This window comes from Paenibacillus shirakamiensis (assembly GCF_017874255.1).
Lineage (GTDB): Bacteria > Bacillota > Bacilli > Paenibacillales > Paenibacillaceae > Fontibacillus > Fontibacillus shirakamiensis.
On sequence record NZ_JAGGLD010000006.1, the window covers coordinates 63,509 to 86,136 of the forward strand.

General features: G+C 42.6%; 22 protein-coding genes. 16 read left to right on the forward strand and 6 right to left on the reverse strand.

The window, feature by feature from the left end:
• Positions 1-268 precede the first annotated feature (268 nt).
• Together J2Z69_RS15385 and J2Z69_RS15390 are read left to right on the forward strand one after the other, a co-directional pair.
• On the forward strand, positions 269-1,462 hold the full coding sequence (locus J2Z69_RS15385) for an NAD(P)/FAD-dependent oxidoreductase (protein WP_209864528.1): 1,194 nt from the start codon (positions 269-271) through the stop codon (positions 1,460-1,462).
• Positions 1,462-1,719 carry a hypothetical protein gene (locus J2Z69_RS15390; RefSeq protein ID WP_209864531.1) on the forward strand — a complete coding sequence of 86 codons (258 nt, stop codon included), beginning with the start codon at positions 1,462-1,464 and terminating at the stop codon, positions 1,717-1,719. The genes J2Z69_RS15385 and J2Z69_RS15390 overlap by 1 nt, the downstream gene beginning before the upstream one ends.
• A gap of 67 nt (positions 1,720-1,786) precedes the next feature.
• On the opposite strand, the gene hemQ is transcribed toward J2Z69_RS15390, so the two are convergent.
• Positions 1,787-2,533, reverse strand: a complete 747-nt coding sequence (gene hemQ, locus J2Z69_RS15395; RefSeq protein ID WP_209864534.1) for a hydrogen peroxide-dependent heme synthase — start codon at positions 2,531-2,533, stop codon at positions 1,787-1,789.
• 190 nt (positions 2,534-2,723) lie between these two features.
• Here hemQ and J2Z69_RS15400 point away from each other — a divergent pair, with 190 nt between their 5' ends.
• A complete protein-coding gene (locus tag J2Z69_RS15400) occupies positions 2,724-2,990 on the forward strand; it encodes a YuiB family protein (protein ID WP_245339382.1) in 267 nt (88 codons plus the stop codon).
• A 243-nt stretch (positions 2,991-3,233) separates the two neighbouring features.
• On the opposite strand, the gene J2Z69_RS15405 is transcribed toward J2Z69_RS15400, so the two are convergent.
• Positions 3,234-4,376 carry an MFS transporter gene (locus J2Z69_RS15405; RefSeq protein ID WP_209864540.1) on the reverse strand — a complete coding sequence of 381 codons (1,143 nt, stop codon included), beginning with the start codon at positions 4,374-4,376 and terminating at the stop codon, positions 3,234-3,236.
• Between the two features lie 179 nt (positions 4,377-4,555).
• Between J2Z69_RS15405 and J2Z69_RS15410 the strand changes: the two genes are divergently transcribed.
• The 3 genes from J2Z69_RS15410 to dnaI all read left to right on the forward strand — a co-directional run bounded on the left by J2Z69_RS15410 (position 4,556) and on the right by dnaI (position 8,453).
• Positions 4,556-5,776: a helix-turn-helix domain-containing protein gene (locus tag J2Z69_RS15410; protein ID WP_209864543.1), complete on the forward strand. Its 1,221-nt coding sequence runs from the start codon at positions 4,556-4,558 to the stop codon at positions 5,774-5,776.
• Between the two features lie 149 nt (positions 5,777-5,925).
• Positions 5,926-7,437: a DnaD domain protein gene (locus J2Z69_RS15415; RefSeq protein ID WP_209864546.1), complete on the forward strand. Its 1,512-nt coding sequence runs from the start codon at positions 5,926-5,928 to the stop codon at positions 7,435-7,437.
• Between the two features lie 56 nt (positions 7,438-7,493).
• On the forward strand, positions 7,494-8,453 hold the full coding sequence (gene dnaI / locus J2Z69_RS15420; RefSeq protein ID WP_209864549.1) for a primosomal protein DnaI: 960 nt from the start codon (positions 7,494-7,496) through the stop codon (positions 8,451-8,453).
• 55 nt (positions 8,454-8,508) lie between these two features.
• Here the strand turns inward: dnaI and J2Z69_RS15425 are convergent, their stop codons facing one another.
• Positions 8,509-8,667 (reverse strand): YqzM family protein, encoded by a 159-nt coding sequence (locus J2Z69_RS15425; RefSeq protein WP_209864552.1) that lies wholly within the window; start codon positions 8,665-8,667, stop codon positions 8,509-8,511.
• Between the two features lie 221 nt (positions 8,668-8,888).
• Here J2Z69_RS15425 and trxA point away from each other — a divergent pair, with 221 nt between their 5' ends.
• A complete protein-coding gene (trxA, locus tag J2Z69_RS15430) occupies positions 8,889-9,200 on the forward strand; it encodes a thioredoxin (RefSeq protein WP_209864554.1) in 312 nt (103 codons plus the stop codon).
• Positions 9,201-9,282: 82 nt separating this feature from the next.
• A complete protein-coding gene (gene uvrC / locus J2Z69_RS15435) occupies positions 9,283-11,499 on the forward strand; it encodes an excinuclease ABC subunit UvrC (protein ID WP_209864558.1) in 2,217 nt (738 codons plus the stop codon).
• Between the two features lie 81 nt (positions 11,500-11,580).
• Here uvrC and J2Z69_RS15440 read toward each other — a convergent pair whose 3' ends face one another.
• Together J2Z69_RS15440 and J2Z69_RS15445 are read right to left on the reverse strand one after the other, a co-directional pair.
• Positions 11,581-11,787 (reverse strand): hypothetical protein, encoded by a 207-nt coding sequence (locus J2Z69_RS15440; protein ID WP_209864561.1) that lies wholly within the window; start codon positions 11,785-11,787, stop codon positions 11,581-11,583.
• Entirely contained in the window at positions 11,784-13,472 is a 1,689-nt protein-coding gene (locus tag J2Z69_RS15445) for a CPBP family intramembrane glutamic endopeptidase (protein ID WP_209864565.1), read from the reverse strand. Before J2Z69_RS15445 ends, J2Z69_RS15440 begins: the two co-directional genes overlap by 4 nt.
• Positions 13,473-13,600: 128 nt before the next feature.
• Here J2Z69_RS15445 and J2Z69_RS15450 point away from each other — a divergent pair, with 128 nt between their 5' ends.
• Genes J2Z69_RS15450 through J2Z69_RS15460 form a run of 3 tightly spaced genes read left to right on the forward strand, consistent with a single transcriptional unit; the run spans position 13,601 to position 16,806 of the window.
• Complete coding sequence (locus tag J2Z69_RS15450; protein WP_245339384.1) at positions 13,601-14,935, forward strand: TrkH family potassium uptake protein; 1,335 nt, start codon at positions 13,601-13,603, stop codon at positions 14,933-14,935.
• Between the two features lie 16 nt (positions 14,936-14,951).
• A complete protein-coding gene (locus J2Z69_RS15455) occupies positions 14,952-15,620 on the forward strand; it encodes a potassium channel family protein (protein ID WP_209864567.1) in 669 nt (222 codons plus the stop codon).
• 31 nt (positions 15,621-15,651) lie between these two features.
• A complete protein-coding gene (locus tag J2Z69_RS15460; RefSeq protein WP_245339385.1) occupies positions 15,652-16,806 on the forward strand; it encodes a nitric oxide synthase oxygenase in 1,155 nt (384 codons plus the stop codon).
• A 19-nt stretch (positions 16,807-16,825) separates the two neighbouring features.
• Here J2Z69_RS15460 and J2Z69_RS15465 read toward each other — a convergent pair whose 3' ends face one another.
• On the reverse strand, positions 16,826-17,731 hold the full coding sequence (locus J2Z69_RS15465; RefSeq protein ID WP_209864570.1) for a LysR family transcriptional regulator: 906 nt from the start codon (positions 17,729-17,731) through the stop codon (positions 16,826-16,828).
• 290 nt (positions 17,732-18,021) lie between these two features.
• On the opposite strand from J2Z69_RS15465, the gene J2Z69_RS15470 reads away from it, so the two are divergent.
• The 5 genes from J2Z69_RS15470 to J2Z69_RS15490 all read left to right on the forward strand — a co-directional run bounded on the left by J2Z69_RS15470 (position 18,022) and on the right by J2Z69_RS15490 (position 22,605).
• On the forward strand, positions 18,022-18,693 hold the full coding sequence (locus tag J2Z69_RS15470) for a succinate dehydrogenase cytochrome b558 subunit (RefSeq protein WP_209864573.1): 672 nt from the start codon (positions 18,022-18,024) through the stop codon (positions 18,691-18,693).
• Positions 18,694-18,714: 21 nt separating this feature from the next.
• Complete coding sequence (sdhA, locus tag J2Z69_RS15475; RefSeq protein WP_209864575.1) at positions 18,715-20,457, forward strand: succinate dehydrogenase flavoprotein subunit; 1,743 nt, start codon at positions 18,715-18,717, stop codon at positions 20,455-20,457.
• Positions 20,458-20,474: 17 nt separating this feature from the next.
• The gene (sdhB, locus tag J2Z69_RS15480; RefSeq protein WP_209864577.1) at positions 20,475-21,236 is read left to right on the forward strand and encodes a succinate dehydrogenase iron-sulfur subunit; all 762 of its coding nucleotides are present in this window, start codon (positions 20,475-20,477) and stop codon (positions 21,234-21,236) included.
• Positions 21,237-21,386: 150 nt separating this feature from the next.
• Positions 21,387-22,076 carry an ion channel gene (locus tag J2Z69_RS15485; RefSeq protein WP_209864579.1) on the forward strand — a complete coding sequence of 230 codons (690 nt, stop codon included), beginning with the start codon at positions 21,387-21,389 and terminating at the stop codon, positions 22,074-22,076.
• The gene (locus tag J2Z69_RS15490) at positions 22,057-22,605 is read left to right on the forward strand and encodes a GNAT family N-acetyltransferase (RefSeq protein ID WP_209864581.1); all 549 of its coding nucleotides are present in this window, start codon (positions 22,057-22,059) and stop codon (positions 22,603-22,605) included. The genes J2Z69_RS15485 and J2Z69_RS15490 overlap by 20 nt, the downstream gene beginning before the upstream one ends.
• Positions 22,606-22,628: the final 23 nt, after the last annotated feature.

The following is a 22,628-nucleotide window of genomic DNA, read 5'->3' on the forward strand; positions in this document are numbered from 1 at the left end:
AGGATTTATACACGAAAGTAAGCGCTTTTTGAGGCTTAAAATAAGACTTGATCTTTTCATTTAAAGCCTTTATCATTCTATAGAGCTTCTCCCGGAAAATGTGTCAAAATAAGCACTTTTACGGCTTTTAGCATGGATTACATTCCGTACACGAAGAATAATTATGATCATATCGTTAACCTTTAACTATTTATGTGTATAATTTCACAAATAATTTTGGCGATTATCCCAAATATATAGATGAAGCACTTTGGAAGGAGAATACCTAATGAGTTCCATACCCAAAATTGTCATACTTGGTGCGGGTTATGGCGGAATTCTGACCGCTCAGAAGCTGCAAAAGGAATTGAATTACAACGAAGCGGATGTCACACTAGTGAATCGACATGATTATCATTACTTTACTACTCATTTGCATATGCCGGCCGCCGGTACAGATTCAGTCGATCACAGTCGTGTAGCCATTTCTAGACTGATCGATGAATTTAAGATTGATTTGGTTAAATCTAACGTTCAAGACATTCGACTGTTTGATAAAAAAGTAATTTTGGAAGATGGTACCTTATCTTTCGATTATCTTATCGTTGCGCTGGGCGGTGAACCGGAATCTTTTGGGATACCTGGCCTAGACAATTATGCTTTTACAATTCGTAGCATCAATTCCGTACGTCTCATTCGGCAGCATATCGAATATCAGTTTGCCCAATACAAAGGAGATGAATCCCGCAAAGATCGTTTGAATTTCGTTGTGGGAGGCGCTGGATTTAGTGGAATAGAATTTGTTGCCGAACTAGCAGATCGGATTCCGTTATTATGCAGAGAATATGATGTGGACCCTGCTTTAGTGCACATCTATAACATAGAAGCTGCTCCTACAGCATTACCTGGATTTGATGCAGAGCTTGTGGAATACGCCATGGATGTCCTGAAGAAGAAGGGAGTCACTTTCAAGATAGGCACCGCCATCAAAGAATGTACGGAGAAAGGGGTCCTGTTAGCCACTGACGAACTGATTAAGACAGCAACAGTGGTCTGGACTGGTGGAATTCGTGGGAATCGTCTTGTTGAAGCAGCGGGATTTGAGGCCATGCGCGGAAGAGTGAAGATTGATGAATATTTACGTGCCCCTAATCAAGAGCAAATCTTCATCATCGGGGACAATTCACTCATGTTGAATTCAGAGGGACGTCCTTATCCGCCTACAGCACAGATGGCCATGCAACAGGGAATTTGTTGTGCTCAAAATATAGTGGCTCTTATTCGTGGGCAACAACTCAAACCTTTCCACTTCAGCCATAAAGGAACGGTAGCTTCTTTAGGAAAAGGGGAAGCGATTGCGGTGGTAGGACACAAGAAATATATGGGCTGGAAAGCTGCTCAATTGAAGAAACTGGTGGATCTAAGGTACCTCTTTACTATTGGGGGAATCACTTTGGTCCTGAGAAAAGGAAGATTTCTATAATGCGTCATTGCAGTGTTCAAGTTAGAGGGTTGCTGACTAGAGCTGAATTGGATCGGTATAATGCACTTATGCAAGTAGGAGGGTACTTAGAGAGCGAGCAACAATATGACCTCTCCTATATTGTTCAAAAGGAAGTAGATATTCTGATCTTGCCTGCGATTGAGCGTCTAAAAGAGAAGAGCCGCGATCGAGACCGAGCTACGGCGGAATTTCTGGAATCGCTCAAGCGACTAGAAGAAGAGGAAGATGAGGATTAATAGACGCAGTAGACATACAAAAGGGTGCATTCTGGAATTGTTCCAGAGTGCACCCTTTCTTTTATTTTTACAGTTTAAGCATGTCCCGGAATCCTTCATCTGTTAGCAAATTGCCGACATAGAAGTCCCCGAATTCGCCATAACGTGCACTCACTTCATCAAACCGCATTTCATAGACGAGCTTTTTGAATTGGAGAGGATCTTCAGCAAATAAAGTAACGCCCCACTCCCAATCATCAAAACCTACAGAACCTGTAATGATCTGTTTTACTTTTCCTGCATAACCTCGGCCAATTAGACCGTGACTACGCATTAATGTACGGCGCTCGTCCATGGAGAGCATATACCAGTTATCTGCAAGCTCACGTTTCTTATTCATCGGGTAGAAGCAAATATGACGGGCTTTAGGCAAAATCGGTTGAAGGCGGGCAATGACTTCAGGCTTTTGCTTAGGGTCCCCTTCGCCAGAAGCTAGATAATTGCTTAACTCTACTACGCTTACGTAAGAATAGGCTTTGGTTGTATATTGAGCAAACGTTGTTTTATTAAAAGCAGTTTCGACAGCGTTAAGGTCTTCTAAAGTCTCGCGGAGATGCATAAGGACAAAGTCTGCTTTTTGACCTACGATAGAGTAGACAGCCGTGCTACCAGCATTCGATTCTTCTACCATTCTCCATTCTTGTAAAAAAAGATGTAAGTCATCTAAAGCTACTGCACGTTCTTCATCATCTGCTGCTTTCCAAGCGGTCCAATCAATAGATCTGAAATCATGAAGGGCATACCAACCTTCAAGGGTTAATGCGGCTTCGTTCAATTTTATCACTCCTATTATGAAAGCTCTTTCCTCATTGTATCCGAAGTAATCCAAGCGAGCAAATCCTGTCACAATCTGTTCAAGATGTGCGTTGATTGTCCTGGGCTTTTTTAGTAAACTGGCTATAGTGTCTGATAGAGGGGAGTACGAAAGAGTTATGGGACTAGGGTTTATCGTAGTAATAGTTCTAATGGTACTATTTTTTGTTATGATGTTTGGAATCGGATTCATTCTTAATATGCTGATGAAGACAACATGGTTTCCTGCCTATGTTTTTATTATTGTGATTTTACCGATTGTCGTCTATTCCTTATGGGATCACTCACAATCTTTGGGAATCTATCTAGAGTCATTCCGTTTAGTGGATTATCTTACTGCTGTGGCTGGACTAATCGGTGCTATCCTGAGTGGATGGACCATCCAGAAATTGCGTCTCGGTGGATATAAAATGTTTTAAATTGTTCAAGGTACAGCCTCGATTTAAGAGACTGTGCCTTTTTGTGTTAGCCAACTTAAACTAGATAAAAGGTAGATTACTAATTATAGCAATATTATGTTACATAATAGCTTCTACATTTGGATGGTAGATGAACGCTGCCTTTCGTTGTGAACATGTTTTTTTAGAGGGGTAGAACCCATGCATGTAATCAATGCAAGCGCAATACCGGAGCTAAGTGGAATATATGAAGTGGGAATGAAGTCAAGCATGACTCCAAAGATAGCTGTGCCAAGTGGAATAATAGCACTGGCCACCGTCTCCACGATACCTAGGACTCTCCCTCGATACTGTTCGTGGATCATTTTTTGTAAGAGGATCTGCACAGGGATATTGATCAAAATTAATGTTACCCCCATAAACCAAATAATAGAAGGTAATATAGTTAGAGTTATAAGAATTAAAGACCTCAATATAAGGAAGCGACATCCCTATAATAAGCAACGAAAGAAGGAGTAGACCCCGAATCAGAGTGGTAATTACATCCTCCTGAGGTTTGCGAAAAGACATAATGCTTGCCATAAGCAGCATGCCCATAGCCATGGATGCTTCGATCCATCCGAATGCTGCTGTCGTTAGATGCATGGTATGAACCGTGATATACGGTAAAGTCACTTCTATAGCAATTGCGAAGAAATTAATACAAAAACAGAAGATGAGAAGTGTCCAGATTAGAGGAGAAGAGCGAATATATACGATGCCTTCTCGGAGACTGCTCCATATGGACAACGTACCTTGCGAGGCAGAAGGGACAATTTGATTCACGACATGAAATGTAAGAGCCATCCCCATCAAGGCAGAGACAAGATACCCCGCAGTATTGAACAGAGAAAATAGTTGCAGCGGAATAAGTGCAAACAATATTCCTCCTACGATCGGCCCTGAAATATTTCCGATTGAAGAGGCGATTTGATTCATTGAGCTTGCTCGCTGGATAGAGGATAGGTCCACTAGCTTCATGAGAGATGAGCTAAGTGTAACGCTATAAAAACTTGCACATCCTGACATAAGAACTATGGAAAGATAAATCCAAAATAGAGGAGTTCCTGTAACGGATAACATGAGGAAAGTCATAATCATGACAGCGCAACTTACTAGATCAGCCCATATTATTATTTTCTTTGGATTACATCGATCGGCTAGTACACCTACGAGGGGGCTGAGTAAAATTCGGGGTAGTGTACCACAAATGGCGGCCAGCGCAAATTGACTTCCTGACCCTGTGAGCTTTAGAATATACATTCCACAAATAAAGGTGTACATGCTGGCACCGAGTAGGGAAATGAGTTTCCCTATGAATAAAAGCTTAATATTGCGGGATGTCTTTGGTAATGGTTGTTCATACATCCGAAAAGGCTCCCCTCTATATAGGTTAAATATTATTAAACTTGTTGTATTAAACATAGATAATTTGTACAACAAAAAGTTAAAAATAATTAAACTCAAGTGTAGAACTATGAAACTTCCACTCTATATATGGGTGCGTTATACTAGAAACCTATTATGAATTGAAGGATGAGCGGATAATGAATACGATCGGGACAAGAATTAAACATCTTCGGAAGCAGCGAGGAATGACGCAGACCGATCTGGCCGGGGAACATATGACGAAGAGTATGCTTAGTCAAATTGAGAATGGTAAAGCGATGCCCTCTATGCGCAGCTTGAGATTTTTAGCGGAACAGTTAGGTCAGGAAGCCGGTTATTTTCTAGATGATGAAGGCAATCAGGAAGTGGTTGAACTTCTTAAAATATTAGAGGTGTGTGAGAAGCGAAGTGCATATGAGGAAATCTTAGACTGGGTAGAACCACTACTAGATACCAAGCTGCCGATGACAATTCACACAGCGCGTCTAATGGAATTTTATGCTGCTGCATGTTTTTATACAGCCCAGCCTGGTGGAGAAGAGGCCATTCATCGTGCGATTGAAATCTATCAGCATTTCGGTCTATATATGGAGAGCTCCAAAGCTAAGTATATGAACTATGCTCACTTATTCTCTCAAAACAAATTAGGATCTAGTCTGGATCTCATTCGAGAAGTATGGGCTGAATATGAATCTAAAAAAATTGGTAAAGATATCATTTTCGAATTGGACCTATTCTATGCGCAGTCGGTTACGCTCGCAGCGCTGGGACTATTTGAGGATAGTCACGAGAGTATGCTTGCCGCCTTGGCATTATCTCAAGAAGAGGGCGTATATTATTTAACAGATCATTTTTTGAGAATGCTTTGGAACGTTAACTATGAATTAGGTGAATATCAGCTTGCAGAGAGTTACCTAGTAAAATTACGCCATTTTACTGCTCTAACGGATAGAGTTGAGACCCATGCTATGTTGCATTATACAGAAGCATGGAGATTAAATATGGAGGGTCTGTATGATGAGGCTTATACTCATTTGCAGAAGCTTGGCTGCATAATAAAGGACAATGAAGTCAAATTAAAGGACAGGCTGCCTAGTTATTGGCTGGAAATGGGAATTTATCATTATTACAAAGGCATGATGGAACAAGCGCATGATGATTTCAGTAAAGTTACCATCCCAGAAGTAGCCTATCATCCCTTACATCGCTCCCTTCTTCATACGGTCGATGCTTATCTAGCACGAATGTATGCAGCCCAAGGAAATCTAGACAAAGCGAAGGAACATTCAGCTAAGGCGTATGAGCTTGTGAAATCATTTCCCAAGAGTCGCGCTAAGACATTTATAAAAGAAACCTATGATGAAATTAACAAGTCTTAAGGTTAGCCAAAAAGAGAAGCATGGTCTTCCAATGCACTCATAAACCGTCCAAAATCGACGAATATTGTAATCTTTTAACGATTCCGAAGGAAGTCATTTATGCTAGAATAGATAAAGTCTACATTTGACCTTAAGAAGGAGCGTTCGCTGTGCGAGTTCACAATATGCACCATTTCTCAGAGAACCATACGTACTGCGTCTATCGTGATTTCTGTCTGGGATCCGTAGACGGGAGAATGCTAAGTCAGGTGTATCAGCCTATGATCGGTGCATTTGCAGTCTCTCTATACCATTTATTAGTCCAGCAAGTTCCGCTTGAACAGGTTGGCTATTCCGCCGCGGAACAACAGCGCAAATTATTCCTTACGCTTGGGCTTGAGCCTAGTGAAAAGGGTAAAAAATATATGATCGAGCAGACATCCCGGCTTGAAGCTGTTGGATTGTTACAGACGCACCGGATGTATTTGCCAGAGAACGATGATTACATGTATGAATATGAATTACAACCTCCTTTGTCACCGGCAGAATTTTTTAAGACGCAGCATTTAACCTTGCTTCTGCGGGACAAGATTGGCAAATTTGCAGTGTTAGCTCTTCAAGAACAATTATGGAGCCGGGAAAAAGGAATTATAGCCTCGAAATCAATGAACAAAGAGAATATTTCGGTTGTGTTCTATGATATCTTCGAGTTAAATGCGCATTCGATAGATTATGAGTTAGAGCAGGCGATTGAGGAAGTCTCCATTTCGCGCCAGACGAGCTTGCACATGAATGAAGAAAGTTTTAATTATGCAGATATTATTTTAAGGTTCCCTCGCAATTCAAGCAATCGCGTGTTTGTAGAAGGGCTTCGATATAACGGAGAACAGCTAGGTGCTGTGAATTATATCGCTCGTAAATATGAACTATCTGTTCAGGATCTATGTCGTCTGCTGGATGAAGATGGCGTATTCAGTCCAGATGGAGGGATTTTGCAACAAGAGATTGAATATAAAGCCAATTTATTTTTCCGACAAGGGAAAAAACGCCAAGAGGAACGACAGCTTCAGGGGGGCAAGGTGATTTCACTCCGACAGCCGGAAGTGACACCATCCTCAGATCTTCCTGTGGAACATGCGGTACAGATGGAATTCTATGTTGAGGTTCCGCCGCAGTTCATGAAGAAGTGCGATATCCATCAGTACAATATGATGTTACGTAACGAACCCTACACTAGGCTTCTCAAAACGTTCTTTCCTGGATCTGTACCGGATAATTTGCTAGATATTTTCGAGAAGATTGATCACAATTACAAATTGCCAGGCGAAGTTATTAACGTATTGATTCATTATTTGATGGCGCTGCTTACTTCTGGTGGGGAACAGCGAATTAATCGGAATTTCGTGGATGCCATTGCTTCGAATATGTTGATGAAGCAGGTGAGTACATACGAGCAGGCTGTTCAGTATATTCGGGAACAATCCAAAGTTAAGAACCGCAGTGAGGTTGCTGCTACCTCCGCACCTCGTCCTAAGACGAACTATGGACGTCCTGTTAAGGCTAAGCCAGAAATACAAATTGTACAGCGTTCAGCTGAACATGAAGGCGTATCGGAAGAAGAATTTGCGGAATTAATTAAAATGGCAGAACAAATGCAGGCCAATAAGAAAAATGGTCGTTAATTAGATATGAACTCAGACAGGTTATAGGTTATGAGCTGCCAAGAAAGGAGCGATTCATGGAATCCTTAGGTCAGATGGTTCAAAAAATGTCCAGTCCTCAGCTTAGACAACGTTCTCAGCAACTAGTACATGATCTTTTTCATGATCCATTAGTGATTGAATTTCGTGCTCAATATCCAGAGATTAGTGAACAACAGTTAACCTTGAATTTAAGCCGATTATATCAATATGTAAAAGACTGCAAGCACTGTGCAGCATGCCCTGGACTGGATTTATGTCCTAATGACTTTCAGGGGCACTATACACGTCTAGCCGTTGAGAATGTGACCGGAGAAAGCCGGATTTATGATCGACAGGTTCCTTGTGCGAAGCTTCAGGCTAGAGAGACGGAATCCCAAATTAAGAAGCGTATTTATAGTTTTTATGTCGATGAGCGTGCTCTACAAGAAGGGTATGATGAAGTCGAGATCATGTCCAAGGACAGTATGAGATCCCCAGCGGTAGGACGAGTATTCCGTTATATAAATGAGACACGAGAGAATGGATTATCTCCGCAAGGTTTATATATGGTAGGGCATTTTGGTACGGGTAAAACCTTCCTTATGTCTTATCTATTGCATGAACTAGCAAAATCGGGTTATTCAGGCGTAATTGTCTATATGCCTGAATTCGTAGAAGATTTGAAGTCCATGATGATGGATAGCCAAAAACTCAAAGACACGGTCGAGCTGATGAAACAGGCGGATTTGCTGATCTTTGATGATATCGGGGCAGAGAACCTGAATCCTTGGGCACGTGACCACGTTATGGGGGCGATCTTGAATTACCGGATGAACCGCAAACCAACTTTTTATACATCGAATTATGATATGAAGGCGCTTGAGAGACATTTAAGCTTCACTAACAAAGATGGTGAGGAGAATCATAAAGGGCAACGCTTAATGGACCGCATTGCTCCCTTTGTGGATGTGGTGTCCGTGAACGGTAGTAACAAGCGAGGTAATCGTAACAAGTAATTGAAATAAACATACAAAAAACCTTCCGCGCATGCACGCTGGAAGGTTTTGTTGTTCAGCTAGCGATAAATTTCCAAATGACCATACCGAAGAAAATAACGAACATTAATCCGAACATGCCACCAAAGCCAAGCATCAGATCACCGAAATCGTTACGTGGTTCTTCATTGACATGATTACGCGGATCATTCGCTGCAAAAGTAGGGGTATCCATGTTGCTGGGCCTCCTTGTTAAAAAAATAATCCATGAACATTGTCATAGATTAAACCGTTTTGGGTTAATATTAGTATAACCAAAGGCTAAATCATTTGTAAAGATGAACGGCACCTACCGTTTTCCATTTACTAAATAAATGTGGTATACTATCCATGCTACTTTTGTGGCACACTATTCTACATTTTAATTATGTTTGTACACATAAGGAGGAGATATACATGGCAATCGTTAATGTTTCAGATCAATCTTTCAGCAGTGAAGTAGAAGGCGACGGCACGGTACTCGTTGATTTCTGGGCTCCTTGGTGTGGACCATGCAAAATGTTAGCTCCGATCTTGGATGAACTTTCATCTGAAGTGGATGTTAAAATTGCAAAAGTAAACGTAGACGAGAATCCGGAATCTGCATCCCGCTTCGGTGTGATGAGTATTCCTACTCTTATTTTCTTCAAAGACGGCCAACCGGTCGATAAAGTGGTCGGAGTGAACTCCAAAGAATCACTCAAAAATATGATCGCTAAACACCAATAAGAATTTTTTGCGGTGTCTAAGACGCCTCCGGTAAGCTTCCGGGGGCGTTTTCTGTGTTTTTTTGCGGAAAGGAGAATTCGGCATGGATGATTATGTCCAAGAGTGGAATGAGCAGGAGAAAGCTCTTGAAGCCATTCGGCATAAGCTTGCTCTGTTACCCGACCATTCGGGCTGTTATTTAATGAAAAACAAAGAAGGCACCATTATCTATGTAGGCAAGGCTAAGGTGCTGAAGAACCGTGTACGGTCTTATTTTACAGGTAGTCATAATGGGAAGACGCAGCGATTGGTCAGTGAAATTCGAGATTTCGAGTATATAGTCACCTCTAGCAACATGGAGGCTTTAATTCTTGAATGCAATTTAATTAAAAAGCATATGCCGCGCTATAACGTGCTGCTTAAAGATGATAAAACGTTTCCTTATATTAAAATTACTTATGAAGAACATCCTCGCCTGGAGGTAACTCGGCGCATTCTTAAGGATAAAGCCAAGTACTTTGGGCCATACCCAAATGCTTATGCTGCCCATCAGACCAAGAAATTGCTGGATCGGATGTATCCGCTGAGAAAATGTAATATCATGCCGAAAGAAGTATGCTTGTATTATCATATGGGCCAATGTATGGCGCCCTGTGTACAGGATGTACCCGAGAACTCTTATGAAGATATAACTCAGGAGATTACCCGCTTTTTAAGTGGGGGACAAGAAGAGATTAAGAAGGATCTACAGCGGAAAATGGAAGAGGCTGCTGAGGACTTATATTTTGAACGTGCGAAAGAGCTTCGCGACCAGATTATCCATATCGATGCCTTAATGGAGAAACAAAAAATCTCTATGAATGATACGCGAGACCGGGATGTTTTTGGATTTGCCGTCGATAAAGGCTGGATGTGCGTTCAGATTCTGTATATGCGTCAAGGAAAAATGATTGAGCGACATGCTTCCAGTTTCCCGTTCTACGGAGAAGCTTACAGCGACTTCCTTTCTTTCGTCACTCAATATTACAGTAACAACCCTGCCTTACCTCAGGAGATTCTCCTCCCTGGCATTCAGGAAGAACCTGAACAGGGTGTTATACAGTCAGGACTGCAAAACGAACCTGGAGGTAAACAGGAACTTATGAAGTCAGGACTGCAAAACGAACCTGGAGGTAAACAGGAACTTTTGCAGTCAGGACTGCAAAACGAACCTGGAAGTAAACAGGAACTTTTGCAGTCAGGACTGCAAAATGAACCTGGAAGTAATGAGGATTTTTTGCAGTCAGGACTGCAAAATGAAGCTGGAGGTAATCAGGGGCCCCTCTCCCTTACTACCTCTACGGCTAAGCTTGAAGCTCGGTTAGCTGAAGAAGATCAGATGCAGGATCAAGAGGACCCGGCAGAAGATCTTTCCTCTTCCGGAATTTCCGATGCAGTCTCAGGAGCGGCTTCTCTTCAGCAATGGCTTGGGATCAAGGTGCTGGTTCCTCAGCGTGGCCTTAAGCGTCAGATGGTGATGATGGGGATTGAGAATGCCCGAGTATCTTTAAGTGAGAAGTTCCGCTTAATTGAACGAAATGAGGAGCGCACCTCAAAAGCGGCTGAGAATTTAGGCCAATCGATTGGGATTTCAAGCTTGCATCGGATTGAGGCCTTTGATAACTCCAATATTCAAGGTACGAATCCAGTATCCGCGATGGTTGTATTTATAGATGGTAAGCCAGATAAGAAAGAATATCGGAAGTATAAAGTAAAGACCGTACAAGGCCCGGACGATTATGAGACAATGCGTGAAGTCGTTCGTAGAAGATATGAGCGAGTTCTAAAAGAAGGACTGCCTTTACCTGATCTCATTGTAGTGGATGGAGGGAAAGGTCAGATTTCAGCGGCATCGGATGTGCTGGAAAATGAGCTCAACTTGTTCATCCCGGTGTGTGGGCTAGTGAAAGATATGAAGCATAGAACAGCGCAGCTTATGGTGGGCGATCCACCAGAACCGGTCCCACTTCCTCGAGACAGTCAAGAATTTTATCTTTTACAAAGGATTCAAGACGAAGTCCATCGCTTTGCCATCAGCTTCCACCGTGAACAACGAGGCAAATCCATGGTTACCTCAAGGCTCGACTCTATTCCTGGAGTGGGAGAAAAACGGCGTAAAGCGATGCTGAAGCACTTTGGTTCTTTGAAAAAGATTAAAGAAGCTTCGATTGAAGATTTCCGTCCTTTATCTATTGGAGACAAACTAGCAAGACAAATCATTGCTGCACTGCGTGAAGAGGATGAGAAAGTGGCCTCAGAAGCTGAAGTGGGATTGGATTGACAAAAAAAGCTATCCTTAGGGCTACTTAGCCGAGGATAGCTTTTGTTTTTTGAATTGTTTTCTTAATTGTAATTGTAATAATTATTCCTTTATAGGTATTGGAATCTTAGGTTGGAACCACTTTCGTACAAGCGGTCTAGTGATGAAAGTATAGACTCCAAGTGCAAGCGCAAATCCAATACCTCGAAGATGTAGCCAAGGATAGGTTACTGCAACCAAGAGGTAGGCGATGCCAATAAATATGGCTATATCAACAGTATGGTACGCTAATTTTCTAGAAAAACTCATCGTAAGTCCTCACCTTTTAATAATATTAAATTAGGTGTAGATCTGCGTAAGTTCCATCTATAAATAACATAACCTACAATAGCAGGAAGCACAATATAGAACAGGCCGGCACCGATATTCAGTGGTTCTTTCATCAGGATCAGGCTGAGGCCCATAAGAATACTGTCAAAGATTACATGAGCGAACAGAACGGTAATGAAGCCATATCTTAAAAAGATAAAGCTAAAAAGTAAGCCTATAACGGCAAGTTCAATCGGTCTGGAGTAGACCGGATAAATCGGGTACAGCGTATGCCCACATGCCCAGATGAGAGCAGAAATTAAGCCTGCAATAAATGTGTTTTTAAATAACTTCTGAAGCATGGGAATACCAAATAGTCGATATACGGCTTCCTCGCCAATACCTGCTGTCCAAGCCATAAGGGGGAAGATCAACGGGAATAACATGTTATACGTAGACTGTGTATCATCTGTCGTAGACCAAGTGCCTAATATTCTTTCCAAGGCTAGATAAATGATAGACTGCACCCCGAGCAGGATGAACGCCCATGCGTAGCCGTTGCTCATAGAATGAAGCACATGTTTTGCATATCCGGGTTCTGAAGATTTCATCCATTTCACTTTACCCTGTTGTCTCCATAATCCATCTCCTCCTACAAGGGAGAAATAGACAGAGGCGGTCACAATTAGTGTGAAAATCCCTTGGACAATAAGTAAGATGATGAATGTACTGGTTGAAAATTCTTCACTTTTGAATACGGGAAGCAGGTTAATAATTGAAATCGCATTGACGATAAAGTAAAACATAGTTAAAAATATACCACGGCGAAAGGAAGCAAATGGCCTTGTTGTACTGCTGTATACAATGGCCAAGATTCCAAGTACAAAGGAAAGTAGGGCATAACCTAAGAAATAGAGCCAATTGGCTAGCTTACTTTGACTGTCCACATAAGCGGTGTGTTCATCGGGTACGGTGAACGCTGGATCGAATGAGGACACTTCACCGTATTCATAGTTAAACACAAGCTGACCTTGGGATTTTCCAATAGTTGCGCCTTTTAAGTTGTAATGAAGTCCAAGATCTTGAGAATCCCGATCAACTGTTAATTCATTTGTGTTGTATCCCAGTGCTTTCAGATAGGGAAGGGCTAGCTGTTCTTTTTGTGCCAGTGTTAAGTTTCCTTCAATTTCTTTTAGCTTATCCAGTCCATCCTTTTTCTCAGCCATCAAAGCCTTAGCATCTTTACTGAGATCCTGAACCTTTTCAAAGCCGAGCACTTTGCCTGTCACCATCTGGACGTCCACATTCAAGCTGTTCAGATAGGTTGCTGGATCGTTAAAAGTAACACGGTACACATCATAAGGAAATCTTTTCTCGTATTTAGATATGTATTCCTTCACTAGATTTTCTCTAGATAGATAACCATAAAATTTGGAGTTGGATTTGTAGGTAACGAGTGTATCTACGTTGTCACTTAGGTTCAAATGCAGACTGTCTGAGACGAAGCGGGTTGCACTCATACGTGCATCTTCTTTAGAAATGATATCTCCTTGAGGCTGCTGATCTTGCTCCGAATTAGCATCGGAGATTGGTACGACTTGAAGAACCACAAAGATAATCAATGAAATGATTGCGGCAATCCATAGGGTTTGAGTTCGGAAGGGCAGTGGTTTAGCTACTTTCATGAGTCAACTCCTTTAGTTTATACTAGAAACACTTTAGAATGATTGTAGATACACGATAACATAAAGACTTTCAGCAAGCCATATACGGGGACAAGAGAGTGCTGAAGATATAAAGAGGTGGAAGAGATTTGAAATGGAATAAAATACGCCTGTCCCCTCCACAAATTCTGGTATTTGGGTTTGCTTTTATCATTATGGTGGGCACGATTTTGTTAATGTTACCTTTGTCCAATATGTCGGGACATGCTTTGCCTTTTGTGGATGCCTTATTCACAGCTACGTCATCAACTTGTGTAACAGGGCTAGTCGTAAGAGATACGGGACTAGATTTCACTATATTCGGACAAATTGTCATTATGTCTTTAATTCAAATTGGCGGGTTGGGCTTCATGACTATGGCTACCTTGTTCTCGCTAGTATTGAAACGTAAAATTTCATTAAAAGACCGCCTTCTCCTGCAAGAATCTTTGAACCAGAATTCAATGGAGGGAATTGTTAGGCTTATTCGCAAAGTATTAAAGTACTCTCTGGTCATCGAATTATGTGCAGCGATTATCTTTGCCATACGTTGGTCTGCGGATATGCCGGTAGGCAAGGCCGTATATTTCGGAATATTCCATGCTATCAGTATGTTCAACAATGCGGGATTTGACTTGTTTGGGCACTATCAGAGTCTGATGGGATATGTAGGTGATCCTTGGATCAACCTCACGACCATGGTTCTCATTATTACGGGGGGACTTGGGTTCATTGTCTTGTCCGATTTAATCTCATACCGTACAAATCCCAAGCTTTCACTACAGTCCAAAGTTGTCTTGTCCATGACCGTGGCTTTGTTAACTTTAGGTACTCTAATTATATTTATATTCGAACTAACGAATCCCAAGACCCTAGAATCCTTAGATTGGGGCAGTAAAATTTGGGGAGCGATGTTCCAGTCCGTGACTTCGAGAACGGCGGGTGCGAACACGCTGGATATTAGCTCTCTTCGGCAAGCAACGCAATTTTTCATCATGATTCTTATGTTCATTGGTGCCTCTCCGGGTTCTACGGGTGGAGGAATTAAGACGACAACCTTCTCCGTTCTACTTGGGGCTGTTATTGCGATGGTTCGAGGACGTGAAGATGTAGTACTGTTTCATTATCGTTTGGCGCAAGAGCGGATATTTAAGGCGGTTACGATTACAATGGTAGCCCTCTTTCTCATCATTGCCGTCACGATGACACTTGCAGCTACGGAAGAGGGGAGTTTCCTTAGTATCATGTTTGAGACCACATCCGCTTTTGGCACAGTAGGGTTGTCAATGGGTCTGACTCCACATTTAACTTCGTTTGGTAAATTGTTAATCTGTCTAACTATGTTCGCAGGTAGACTTGGTTTACTTACGCTAGCCTACGCCCTCGGGCCGAAGAAAAGCAGGGAATTATATCGTCACCCAGAAGGCAAAATGTTTTTAGGATAAGGGGATACTTTTAAATATGAAAAGACAGCAATATGTAGTGATTGGTCTTGGGAGGTTCGGCTCAAGTGTAGCCATGGAGCTAGTACAATTGGGTTATGAAGTACTCGGCATTGATCGGAATGAGGAAGTGGTCTATACGATGGGGGATTTCCTTACACATACGGTTACAGCTGATGCGACAGATGAAGAGATGTTGCGATCTCTAGGCATTCGTAACTTTGACTGCGGGATTGTGGCTATTGGGGATGATATTCAAATGAGTATTTTAGCCACCATTTTACTTAAAGAAATGGGCTTGAAATCTGTTGTAGCCAAAGCAATCTCAACGCTCCATGGACGGGCACTAGAGAAGCTTGGAGTTGACCGGGTAATCTATCCAGAACGGGATATGGGGGTAAGAGTTGCCCATCAATTAGTTACTCCGAACCTTGTGGATTACATTGAATTATCTAAAGATTACCGGATTGTGGAACTCAAAGTTCCGTCGCATTTACATGGTCACCTAATTGGTGATTTAAATCCTAGAGCAAGGTTTAGTTGCAGTATTGTGGCTCTTCAAAAGGACACGGGTGTCCTCATTGCGCCTACGGCCATGGATCGACTTGATGAAGGGGATACGATGGTAATTATCGGAGCCAATGAGAATATTCAGGAGTTCGAAGATGTAATTAACGAGGAAGATTAGAGTTCTTAACAGAAGGAAGCGAAGTGATGACATGACATCAGAGATGGGAAATATACGGGAAGAAGCGATTTCCTTTATCGAAATGACGTATCAAGAATTGGGTAAATCACAGGAAGAAATACAACAGCGGATTGAAGATATTGAGCAACAATTGAAGTCTTCGGGGACCTATCAACACACCGCCGAAGAACTTGCCTATGGAGCAAAATTGGCTTGGAGAAATAACAGCCGCTGCATCGGGAGATTGTTCTGGGATTCGCTTGTTACGTTCGATGAACGTTCTCTGCAAAGTACAGATGACATAGCAGAAGCTCTTTTTAGACATATCCAATATGCTACGAACGAAGGCCGGATTCGGCCTGTAATTACGATATTTGCTCCAGATAAAGATATCAGGCTCTGGAATCATCAACTGATTCGGTACGCAGGATATGAGACGCCCGAAGGGATCATAGGAGATCCAGCTTCGTTAGAATTTACGCAGCGCTGTCAGGAACTTGGCTGGCAAGGACACGGGACTCCATTTGATATTCTTCCCCTAGTGATTCAAATCGGACAGCATCAGCCGAAGTGGTTCATGATACCCGATGAGATGATTCTACGCGTTCCCCTTCGTCATCCCGATGTGGCTGACTTTACTCAGTTAGGGCTCGAATGGTATGCCGTTCCGATTATTTCAGATATGGCTCTAGAAGTAGGCGGGATCCGTTATACGGCAGCTCCTTTTAATGGATGGTATATGGAGACTGAGATTGGGGCCCGAAATCTTGCAGATAAAGATCGTTATAACCAGCTGCCTGCCGTGGCCGACCTGCTGGGACTTCAACGAGAATCGAATACTTCACTATGGATGGATCGTGCCCTGGTCGAGCTCAATATCGCAGTTCTACATTCTTTCAAAGAGAATCAGGTTAGCATCGTAGACCACCATACGGCTGCAGCACAGTTCATGACATTTAGTGATCAAGAACAAGCACAGGGAAGAGAGCTGAATGCCCGCTGGTCTTGGCTTATTCCTCCTTTATCACCAGCAACAACCCCGGTATGGCATCACTCCTATAAGGAGAGAGAAGTCAGTCCGAATTACGTGTACCAATCGCCGGCTTATCATGATGACCCAAGACCACAGGTGAACGACAAAAAAGATACACACATTTTAGGAGCTGGGTGCCCATTTCATAGCTGATTTCCATGAAAAGTCTACATTAAAGAGAAAGGGCTCCGGCAAGCGTTCTCTTCATATCGGCTATCCACTGGCGGGTCTCAAGATTAAGGTCAGATTTTTGACCAAAAATGAGGCAAGTCTTGCGCTGCGTCTGCTCCAGTTCTTTCATAGGAATAGCTACGACATCATTATCTTCTAATAAAGAAGTCCTCAAATAAGATTTGGGAAGCAAAGCTGCGGCTTTGCAAGTAGGCAACAAGCGGACAATCGCCTCAAAGGAATCAATCTCCATTCGAATATCGGGTACGATATTATAGCGTCCGAATAAGTCATCAATGACTCGACGATACCATGTCCCTTTGGAGAAAATAATCATAGGGAGACCTCCCAAGTCTTCCATAGAAATGGTACGTCCAGCTTGGAGCAGGTCATGTTGCCGAGGTACGACCAGCTCTAAGTGATCCTCGAATAGAGGAATACATAGAAGTCCAGGTTCATCTATAGAAGAAGCAACTACACCAAAATCGACTTTTTTATCTCGCACGTACGATACGATTTCATGTGTTTTCCCTGTGACCAGCTTCAGCTCGGTTTCGGGGTATTTGTTCATCAGTGCGGTCACCAGTAGTGGAAGTGTGGTCTGAATCGTAGTAAGACTCGCGCCCAAAGTGAGGACACTTCGCTCAGTCTGCTTATAGCGAGAGATAGATTGCAAGAATTGCAGATGTTTTTTGCGTTGTTCCAAAGCGTAAGTATAGGCCATCTGCCCAGTTCGGGTCAGCTCCAGTCGTTTCCCTTTGCGGCTGAACAGAAGAACGCCAAGTTCTTCTTCTAGCTTTGATATTTTACGAGAGAGCGCGGGCTGAGAAAGATTAAGCAGTTTGGAGGCTTTATTCAGACTCGATTGTTCTACAACAATGATAAAAGCTAATAAATCTTCGTACATCGAATAATGACTCCTTTCATATGCGGAAATTTGTCACGAGATGTTGTCCATTTATAGAGTTCCTTGTCCAAATCAATCTACTTATGCAATAAAGGTATAACAATTAATAATTATATTGCAATTCCATTATAAGATCAAAAGGAGTAACATAAAAACTGACAAAGGTTGTTCACATTGTAACGAAATTTCGTCGATCTATGTGAATTGCATCATGTACAAATGGCGCATGAGTTCGTATTTGCGCTTCAAACGGAAACAACGATGGATATTGGAAAGGGGTACGTGCATTTATGAAAGGGTTTTATTCCAGAAAACTGCACTCATTGCTGGGTGTTATACCGCTTGGTTTCTTCATTCTGGAACACATGATTACGAACTTTGCTGCCGTAGAAGGCGGTCCGCAAGGGTTTAAGGATGCAGTTGCTTTCTTGAACAGTCTGCCACTGGTACTTATTCTTGAAATTTTCGGTATATGGTTGCCACTTCTGTATCATGCAGTCTATGGATTGTATATTGCTTTTCAAGCGAAGCCGAACAATGGGAGATTCCGTAACGAACGGAACTTACGTTATCTTTTGCAAAGAATAACAGGGGTTCTTGTCTTAATCTTCGTCGTGTGGCACATCTATGAGACGCGTGTGCAAGTGGCACTCGGACATATTACACATGAACAACTGGGCAGTGTTATGCATGATATCGTTACTCAACCGGTCTATTTTACTTTCTATCTTATTGGTGTATTGTCCGCTTCCTTCCACTTTACGAACGGCCTTTGGTCATTCTTAGTGAGCTGGGGCGTTACTGTAGGGCCACGTGCTCAACGTGTATCATCTAACATTTGTATGGGTCTTTTCGTAATTATCTCGATCATGTTCGTATGGTCGCTAATTGTATTCCGTAACGTGGAATTCCAAGCGAGCGGCGAAGCTATGATTCAGATCCTTAGAACAGTTATCGGATAATAAGGGAGTGACAAAAAGATTATGTCTAAACAAAACATCGTTATTGTAGGCGGCGGCCTAGCTGGCTTAATGGCTACAATTAAAGCTGCAGAAGCAGGCGTACATGTAACCCTGTTCTCCTTGGTTCCTGTTAAACGTTCGCACTCTGTGTGTGCGCAGGGCGGGATCAATGGTGCAGTAAATACAAAAGGAGAAGGCGATTCTCCTTGGGAACATTTTGATGATACGGTATATGGTGGAGATTTCTTGGCGAATCAACCTCCCCTCAAAGCCATGTGCGAAGCTGCGCCAGGGATTATTCACTTGATGGACCGCATGGGCGTTATGTTCAACCGCACACCTGAAGGATTGCTTGATTTTCGTCGTTTTGGCGGAACGAAGCGTCACCGGACAGCATTTGCCGGAGCTACAACGGGTCAACAATTGCTGTATGCGCTTGATGAACAAGTTCGTCGCTATGAAGCGGCAGGCCTTGTAACCAAGCATGAGCACTGGGAATTCCTTTCGGCCATTCTGGATGATGAGGGAACATGCCGGGGTATTTGTGCACAGAACCTTCGTTCCATGGAAATTCAGACTTTCTTGTCGGATGCAGTTATACTTGCATCGGGTGGTCCTGGTATTATTTTTGGCAAAACGACGAACTCCGTTATCAATACTGGTACGGCAGCAAGTGCGGTGTATCAGCAAGGGGTTAATTATGCGAATGGCGAATTCATTCAGATTCACCCAACCGCGATTCCAGGCGATGACAAGCTCAGATTGATGTCTGAATCTGCACGTGGAGAGGGCGGCCGAATTTGGACTTACAAAGACGGCAAACCTTGGTACTTCCTTGAAGAGAAATACCCAGCCTACGGGAACTTGGTTCCACGGGATATCGCTACTCGCGAAATCTTCCACGTCTGTGTGGATGACAAGTTGGGAATTAACGGAGAGAACATGGTATACCTTGACCTTTCTCACAAAGATCCTAAAGAGCTGGATGTTAAACTTGGCGGTATTATCGAAATCTATGAGAAATTCATGGGCGATGATCCACGTAAAATCCCTATGAAAATCTTCCCTGCCGTGCATTATTCCATGGGCGGAATGTGGGTCGATTACAACCAGATGACGAATGTTCCGGGGCTGTTCGCAGCTGGAGAATGTGAATATCAATATCATGGTGCCAATCGTCTGGGCGCGAACTCTCTTGTATCTGCTATCTTTGGCGGCATGCAAGCAGGACCTAAAGCCGTTGAATATATTCGTGGCTTGAAGAAGTCAGCTGAAGATCTTTCTCCATCTATCTTTACAGGAGCGAAGAAGCAGCAAGATGAGAAATACCAACGACTTCTATCCATGCAGGGTACAGAGAATGCATATGTGATTCATAAAGAGCTCGGTGAGTGGATGACTGCAAATATGACGGTAGTACGTTATAATCCTAAGCTAGAAGCTACAATTTCTAAAATAAAAGAGCTTAAAGAACGTTACCAAAATATTAACATTAACGATATTTCAGGATGGAATAATAGTGGTGCTGCTTTTACACGTCAGCTATGGAACATGCTTGAATTGGCTGAAGCGATGACACTAGGTGCCTTGCTGCGGAATGAAAGCCGCGGAGCTCACTACAAACCAGATTTTGCTGAACGTAATGATGAAGAATTCCTTAAGACTACGATCGCTTCTTGGACAAAAGAAGGTCCGCAGATCTCTTATGAGCCTGTAGACATTTCTCTAATTCCACCGCGGATCCGGGACTATTCTAAGGATTAATAGGAGGGAAAAAGGTTATGGCGACAACAACTGTTGCAAAAAAAGTGAAGTTCATTATCACACGCCAAGATCAGCCGGAATCGGCTTCCTACACCGAGGAATTTGAACTTGATTACCGTCCAGGAATGAACGTCATCAGTGCACTGATGGAAATTCAGCGGAATCCAGTTACGAATTCAGGACAGGGAACAACCCCTGTATGTTGGGAGTCCAACTGTCTGGAAGAAGTGTGTGGCGCTTGTTCTATGGTCATCAATGGCAAACCACGTCAGGCTTGCGCTGCTCTAATTGATAAGCTGGAGCAACCGATTCGTGTAGAACCGATGAAGACGTTCCCCGTAGTTCGGGATTTGGTTATTGACCGAAGCCGGATGTTCAACGCCCTCAAGCGCGTGAAGGCATGGATTCCGATTGATGGCACCTACGATCTAGGTCCAGGTCCTCGGATGCCTGAGAAGAAGCGTCAGTGGGCTTACGAGCTATCCAAGTGTATGACTTGTGGTGTATGCCTTGAAGCTTGCCCGAATGTGAATGAGAAGACCGACTTTATTGGGCCGGCTGCCATCTCACAAGTTCGACTCTTTAATGCTCACCCAACCGGCGAGATGAATTCGGAAGAGCGTCTGGATGCCTTGATGGAAGATGGAGGCATTGAAGGTTGTGGGAACTCACAGAACTGTGTGCGTTCTTGTCCTAAGGGCATTCCACTTACCACATCTATTGCTGAAATGAACAAACAAACAACCAAGCATATGTTCAAGCGTTGGTTGGGCGTATAATAGTTACATTCTTTTAAGAAGCGGGCCTTTGGGCCCGTTTTTTTGTTTTTAGAATAACAATGATACATAACAGGCAACAGTAGGGTAATATAAGCTCAGTGTCATGTTCGGAAATTTTACAACATTTTTATATTTTTGGAGGTGTAAGTGATGGGACAGACTATGATTATATGGCTGGATATCATTGTTCTGTTACTGCTTGGTTTCGTGTTTTATCGAGTGGATAACAAGATTACAGGTAGGGTCATTTTACTTGCACCCATTCTTATTTATGTAGCCTTATCTCTCGAGGATTTATTCGGGTGGATTGATTTCCCTTCCGTATTGACGTCCAAAGCTATACTGCGCGGAGTTATCTTATTGTTCGTGTTGTTCTCGGTCATTTTTTACATATTATTTATATTTAGAAACATTGCTCAATCCGTAAATAAAGAAGTTCAACTTAAGTCTACGATTCTTCGTATTTTCGGTGCTATTATCACATGCATTTTCTTTTTTACGATTGTATATACGTCCATCTATAAATTGTTCGGGCAGAGCAGTTTTAAAGGTTCCACAATTGGCGATGATTTGGTGAATCAGGGGATTTCTTTTCTATATTTCAGTGTAGTTACTTTTGCTACTGTAGGCTTTGGAGATATCAGTCCTATGGATAGTACATCTCGGCTAGTTGTAGTAATGGAAGTATTTTTCAGCTTCGTAACGATTGCTTATGCGTTATCCATGATTGGTGTCTTTCGTTCTATATTTAAATATGAGACCGCGGATGCTGTAGAAGAGAAAGTGGAGGAAGCAGTGGAGGAAATCCAGGAAGAGGTCGATGAGATTGAAAAAATTTGAGGCGATAGAGTTAAGCAGCGAGCGCTTAAACTATAGATCGATCTTGAAGAAAGATGAGCAAGCTTTGTTTCGTCTGATTACACAGCCCAGAGTACTTCCGCACTTAGGTCTCCATCCTTCTTTATATGCATTCCCTTCTCGTCTATATCGCTATTTTGAGGAAGCTCAAGATACGCAGTCAGGGCTACATCTGGTCATAAGGCTTGAGCAACATACAGAGATCATCGGTCTTGTCTCGCTCCAAAAGCTTGATGCCATTCAGCATTCTGCTGTACTTGGATATTGCATCGATCCGAGATATTGGAATCAAGGTCTTGCTACAGAGGCAGCAGGTCGAATATTAAGCTATGGAATACAGGAGCTCGGCATGAGACAGATTAAGGGACGTTGTAAAGAGGATAATGTGGCTTCACAGCGAGTGATGCTGGCCTGCGGCATGACAAGATTGAATCACATGAAGGATCCCCAAGCTCATTTCACTCCTATAGATTCTGGTTTTTTTACCTATATTCTCAATTTTGCCCGGTAAACGTCATGCTTTGTTACACAAAT

Coding starts and splice junctions, on each gene's coding strand:
- J2Z69_RS15485 (WP_209864579.1), top strand. CDS start 21,387: ATGGGACAGACTATGATTATATGGCTGGATATCATTGTTCTGTTACTG.
- J2Z69_RS15490 (WP_209864581.1), top strand. CDS start 22,057: ATGAGATTGAAAAAATTTGAGGCGATAGAGTTAAGCAGCGAGCGCTTA.
- J2Z69_RS15445 (WP_209864565.1), bottom strand. CDS start 13,472: ATGAAAGTAGCTAAACCACTGCCCTTCCGAACTCAAACCCTATGGATT.
- trxA (WP_209864554.1), top strand. CDS start 8,889: ATGGCAATCGTTAATGTTTCAGATCAATCTTTCAGCAGTGAAGTAGAA.
- sdhB (WP_209864577.1), top strand. CDS start 20,475: ATGGCGACAACAACTGTTGCAAAAAAAGTGAAGTTCATTATCACACGC.
- J2Z69_RS15400 (WP_245339382.1), top strand. CDS start 2,724: ATGGTACTATTTTTTGTTATGATGTTTGGAATCGGATTCATTCTTAAT.
- J2Z69_RS15425 (WP_209864552.1), bottom strand. CDS start 8,667: ATGGATACCCCTACTTTTGCAGCGAATGATCCGCGTAATCATGTCAAT.
- J2Z69_RS15440 (WP_209864561.1), bottom strand. CDS start 11,787: ATGAGTTTTTCTAGAAAATTAGCGTACCATACTGTTGATATAGCCATA.
- uvrC (WP_209864558.1), top strand. CDS start 9,283: ATGGATGATTATGTCCAAGAGTGGAATGAGCAGGAGAAAGCTCTTGAA.
- J2Z69_RS15470 (WP_209864573.1), top strand. CDS start 18,022: ATGAAAGGGTTTTATTCCAGAAAACTGCACTCATTGCTGGGTGTTATA.
- J2Z69_RS15465 (WP_209864570.1), bottom strand. CDS start 17,731: ATGTACGAAGATTTATTAGCTTTTATCATTGTTGTAGAACAATCGAGT.
- dnaI (WP_209864549.1), top strand. CDS start 7,494: ATGGAATCCTTAGGTCAGATGGTTCAAAAAATGTCCAGTCCTCAGCTT.
- J2Z69_RS15385 (WP_209864528.1), top strand. CDS start 269: ATGAGTTCCATACCCAAAATTGTCATACTTGGTGCGGGTTATGGCGGA.
- J2Z69_RS15455 (WP_209864567.1), top strand. CDS start 14,952: ATGAAAAGACAGCAATATGTAGTGATTGGTCTTGGGAGGTTCGGCTCA.
- sdhA (WP_209864575.1), top strand. CDS start 18,715: ATGTCTAAACAAAACATCGTTATTGTAGGCGGCGGCCTAGCTGGCTTA.
- J2Z69_RS15460 (WP_245339385.1), top strand. CDS start 15,652: ATGACATCAGAGATGGGAAATATACGGGAAGAAGCGATTTCCTTTATC.
- J2Z69_RS15390 (WP_209864531.1), top strand. CDS start 1,462: ATGCGTCATTGCAGTGTTCAAGTTAGAGGGTTGCTGACTAGAGCTGAA.
- J2Z69_RS15405 (WP_209864540.1), bottom strand. CDS start 4,376: ATGTATGAACAACCATTACCAAAGACATCCCGCAATATTAAGCTTTTA.
- J2Z69_RS15410 (WP_209864543.1), top strand. CDS start 4,556: ATGAATACGATCGGGACAAGAATTAAACATCTTCGGAAGCAGCGAGGA.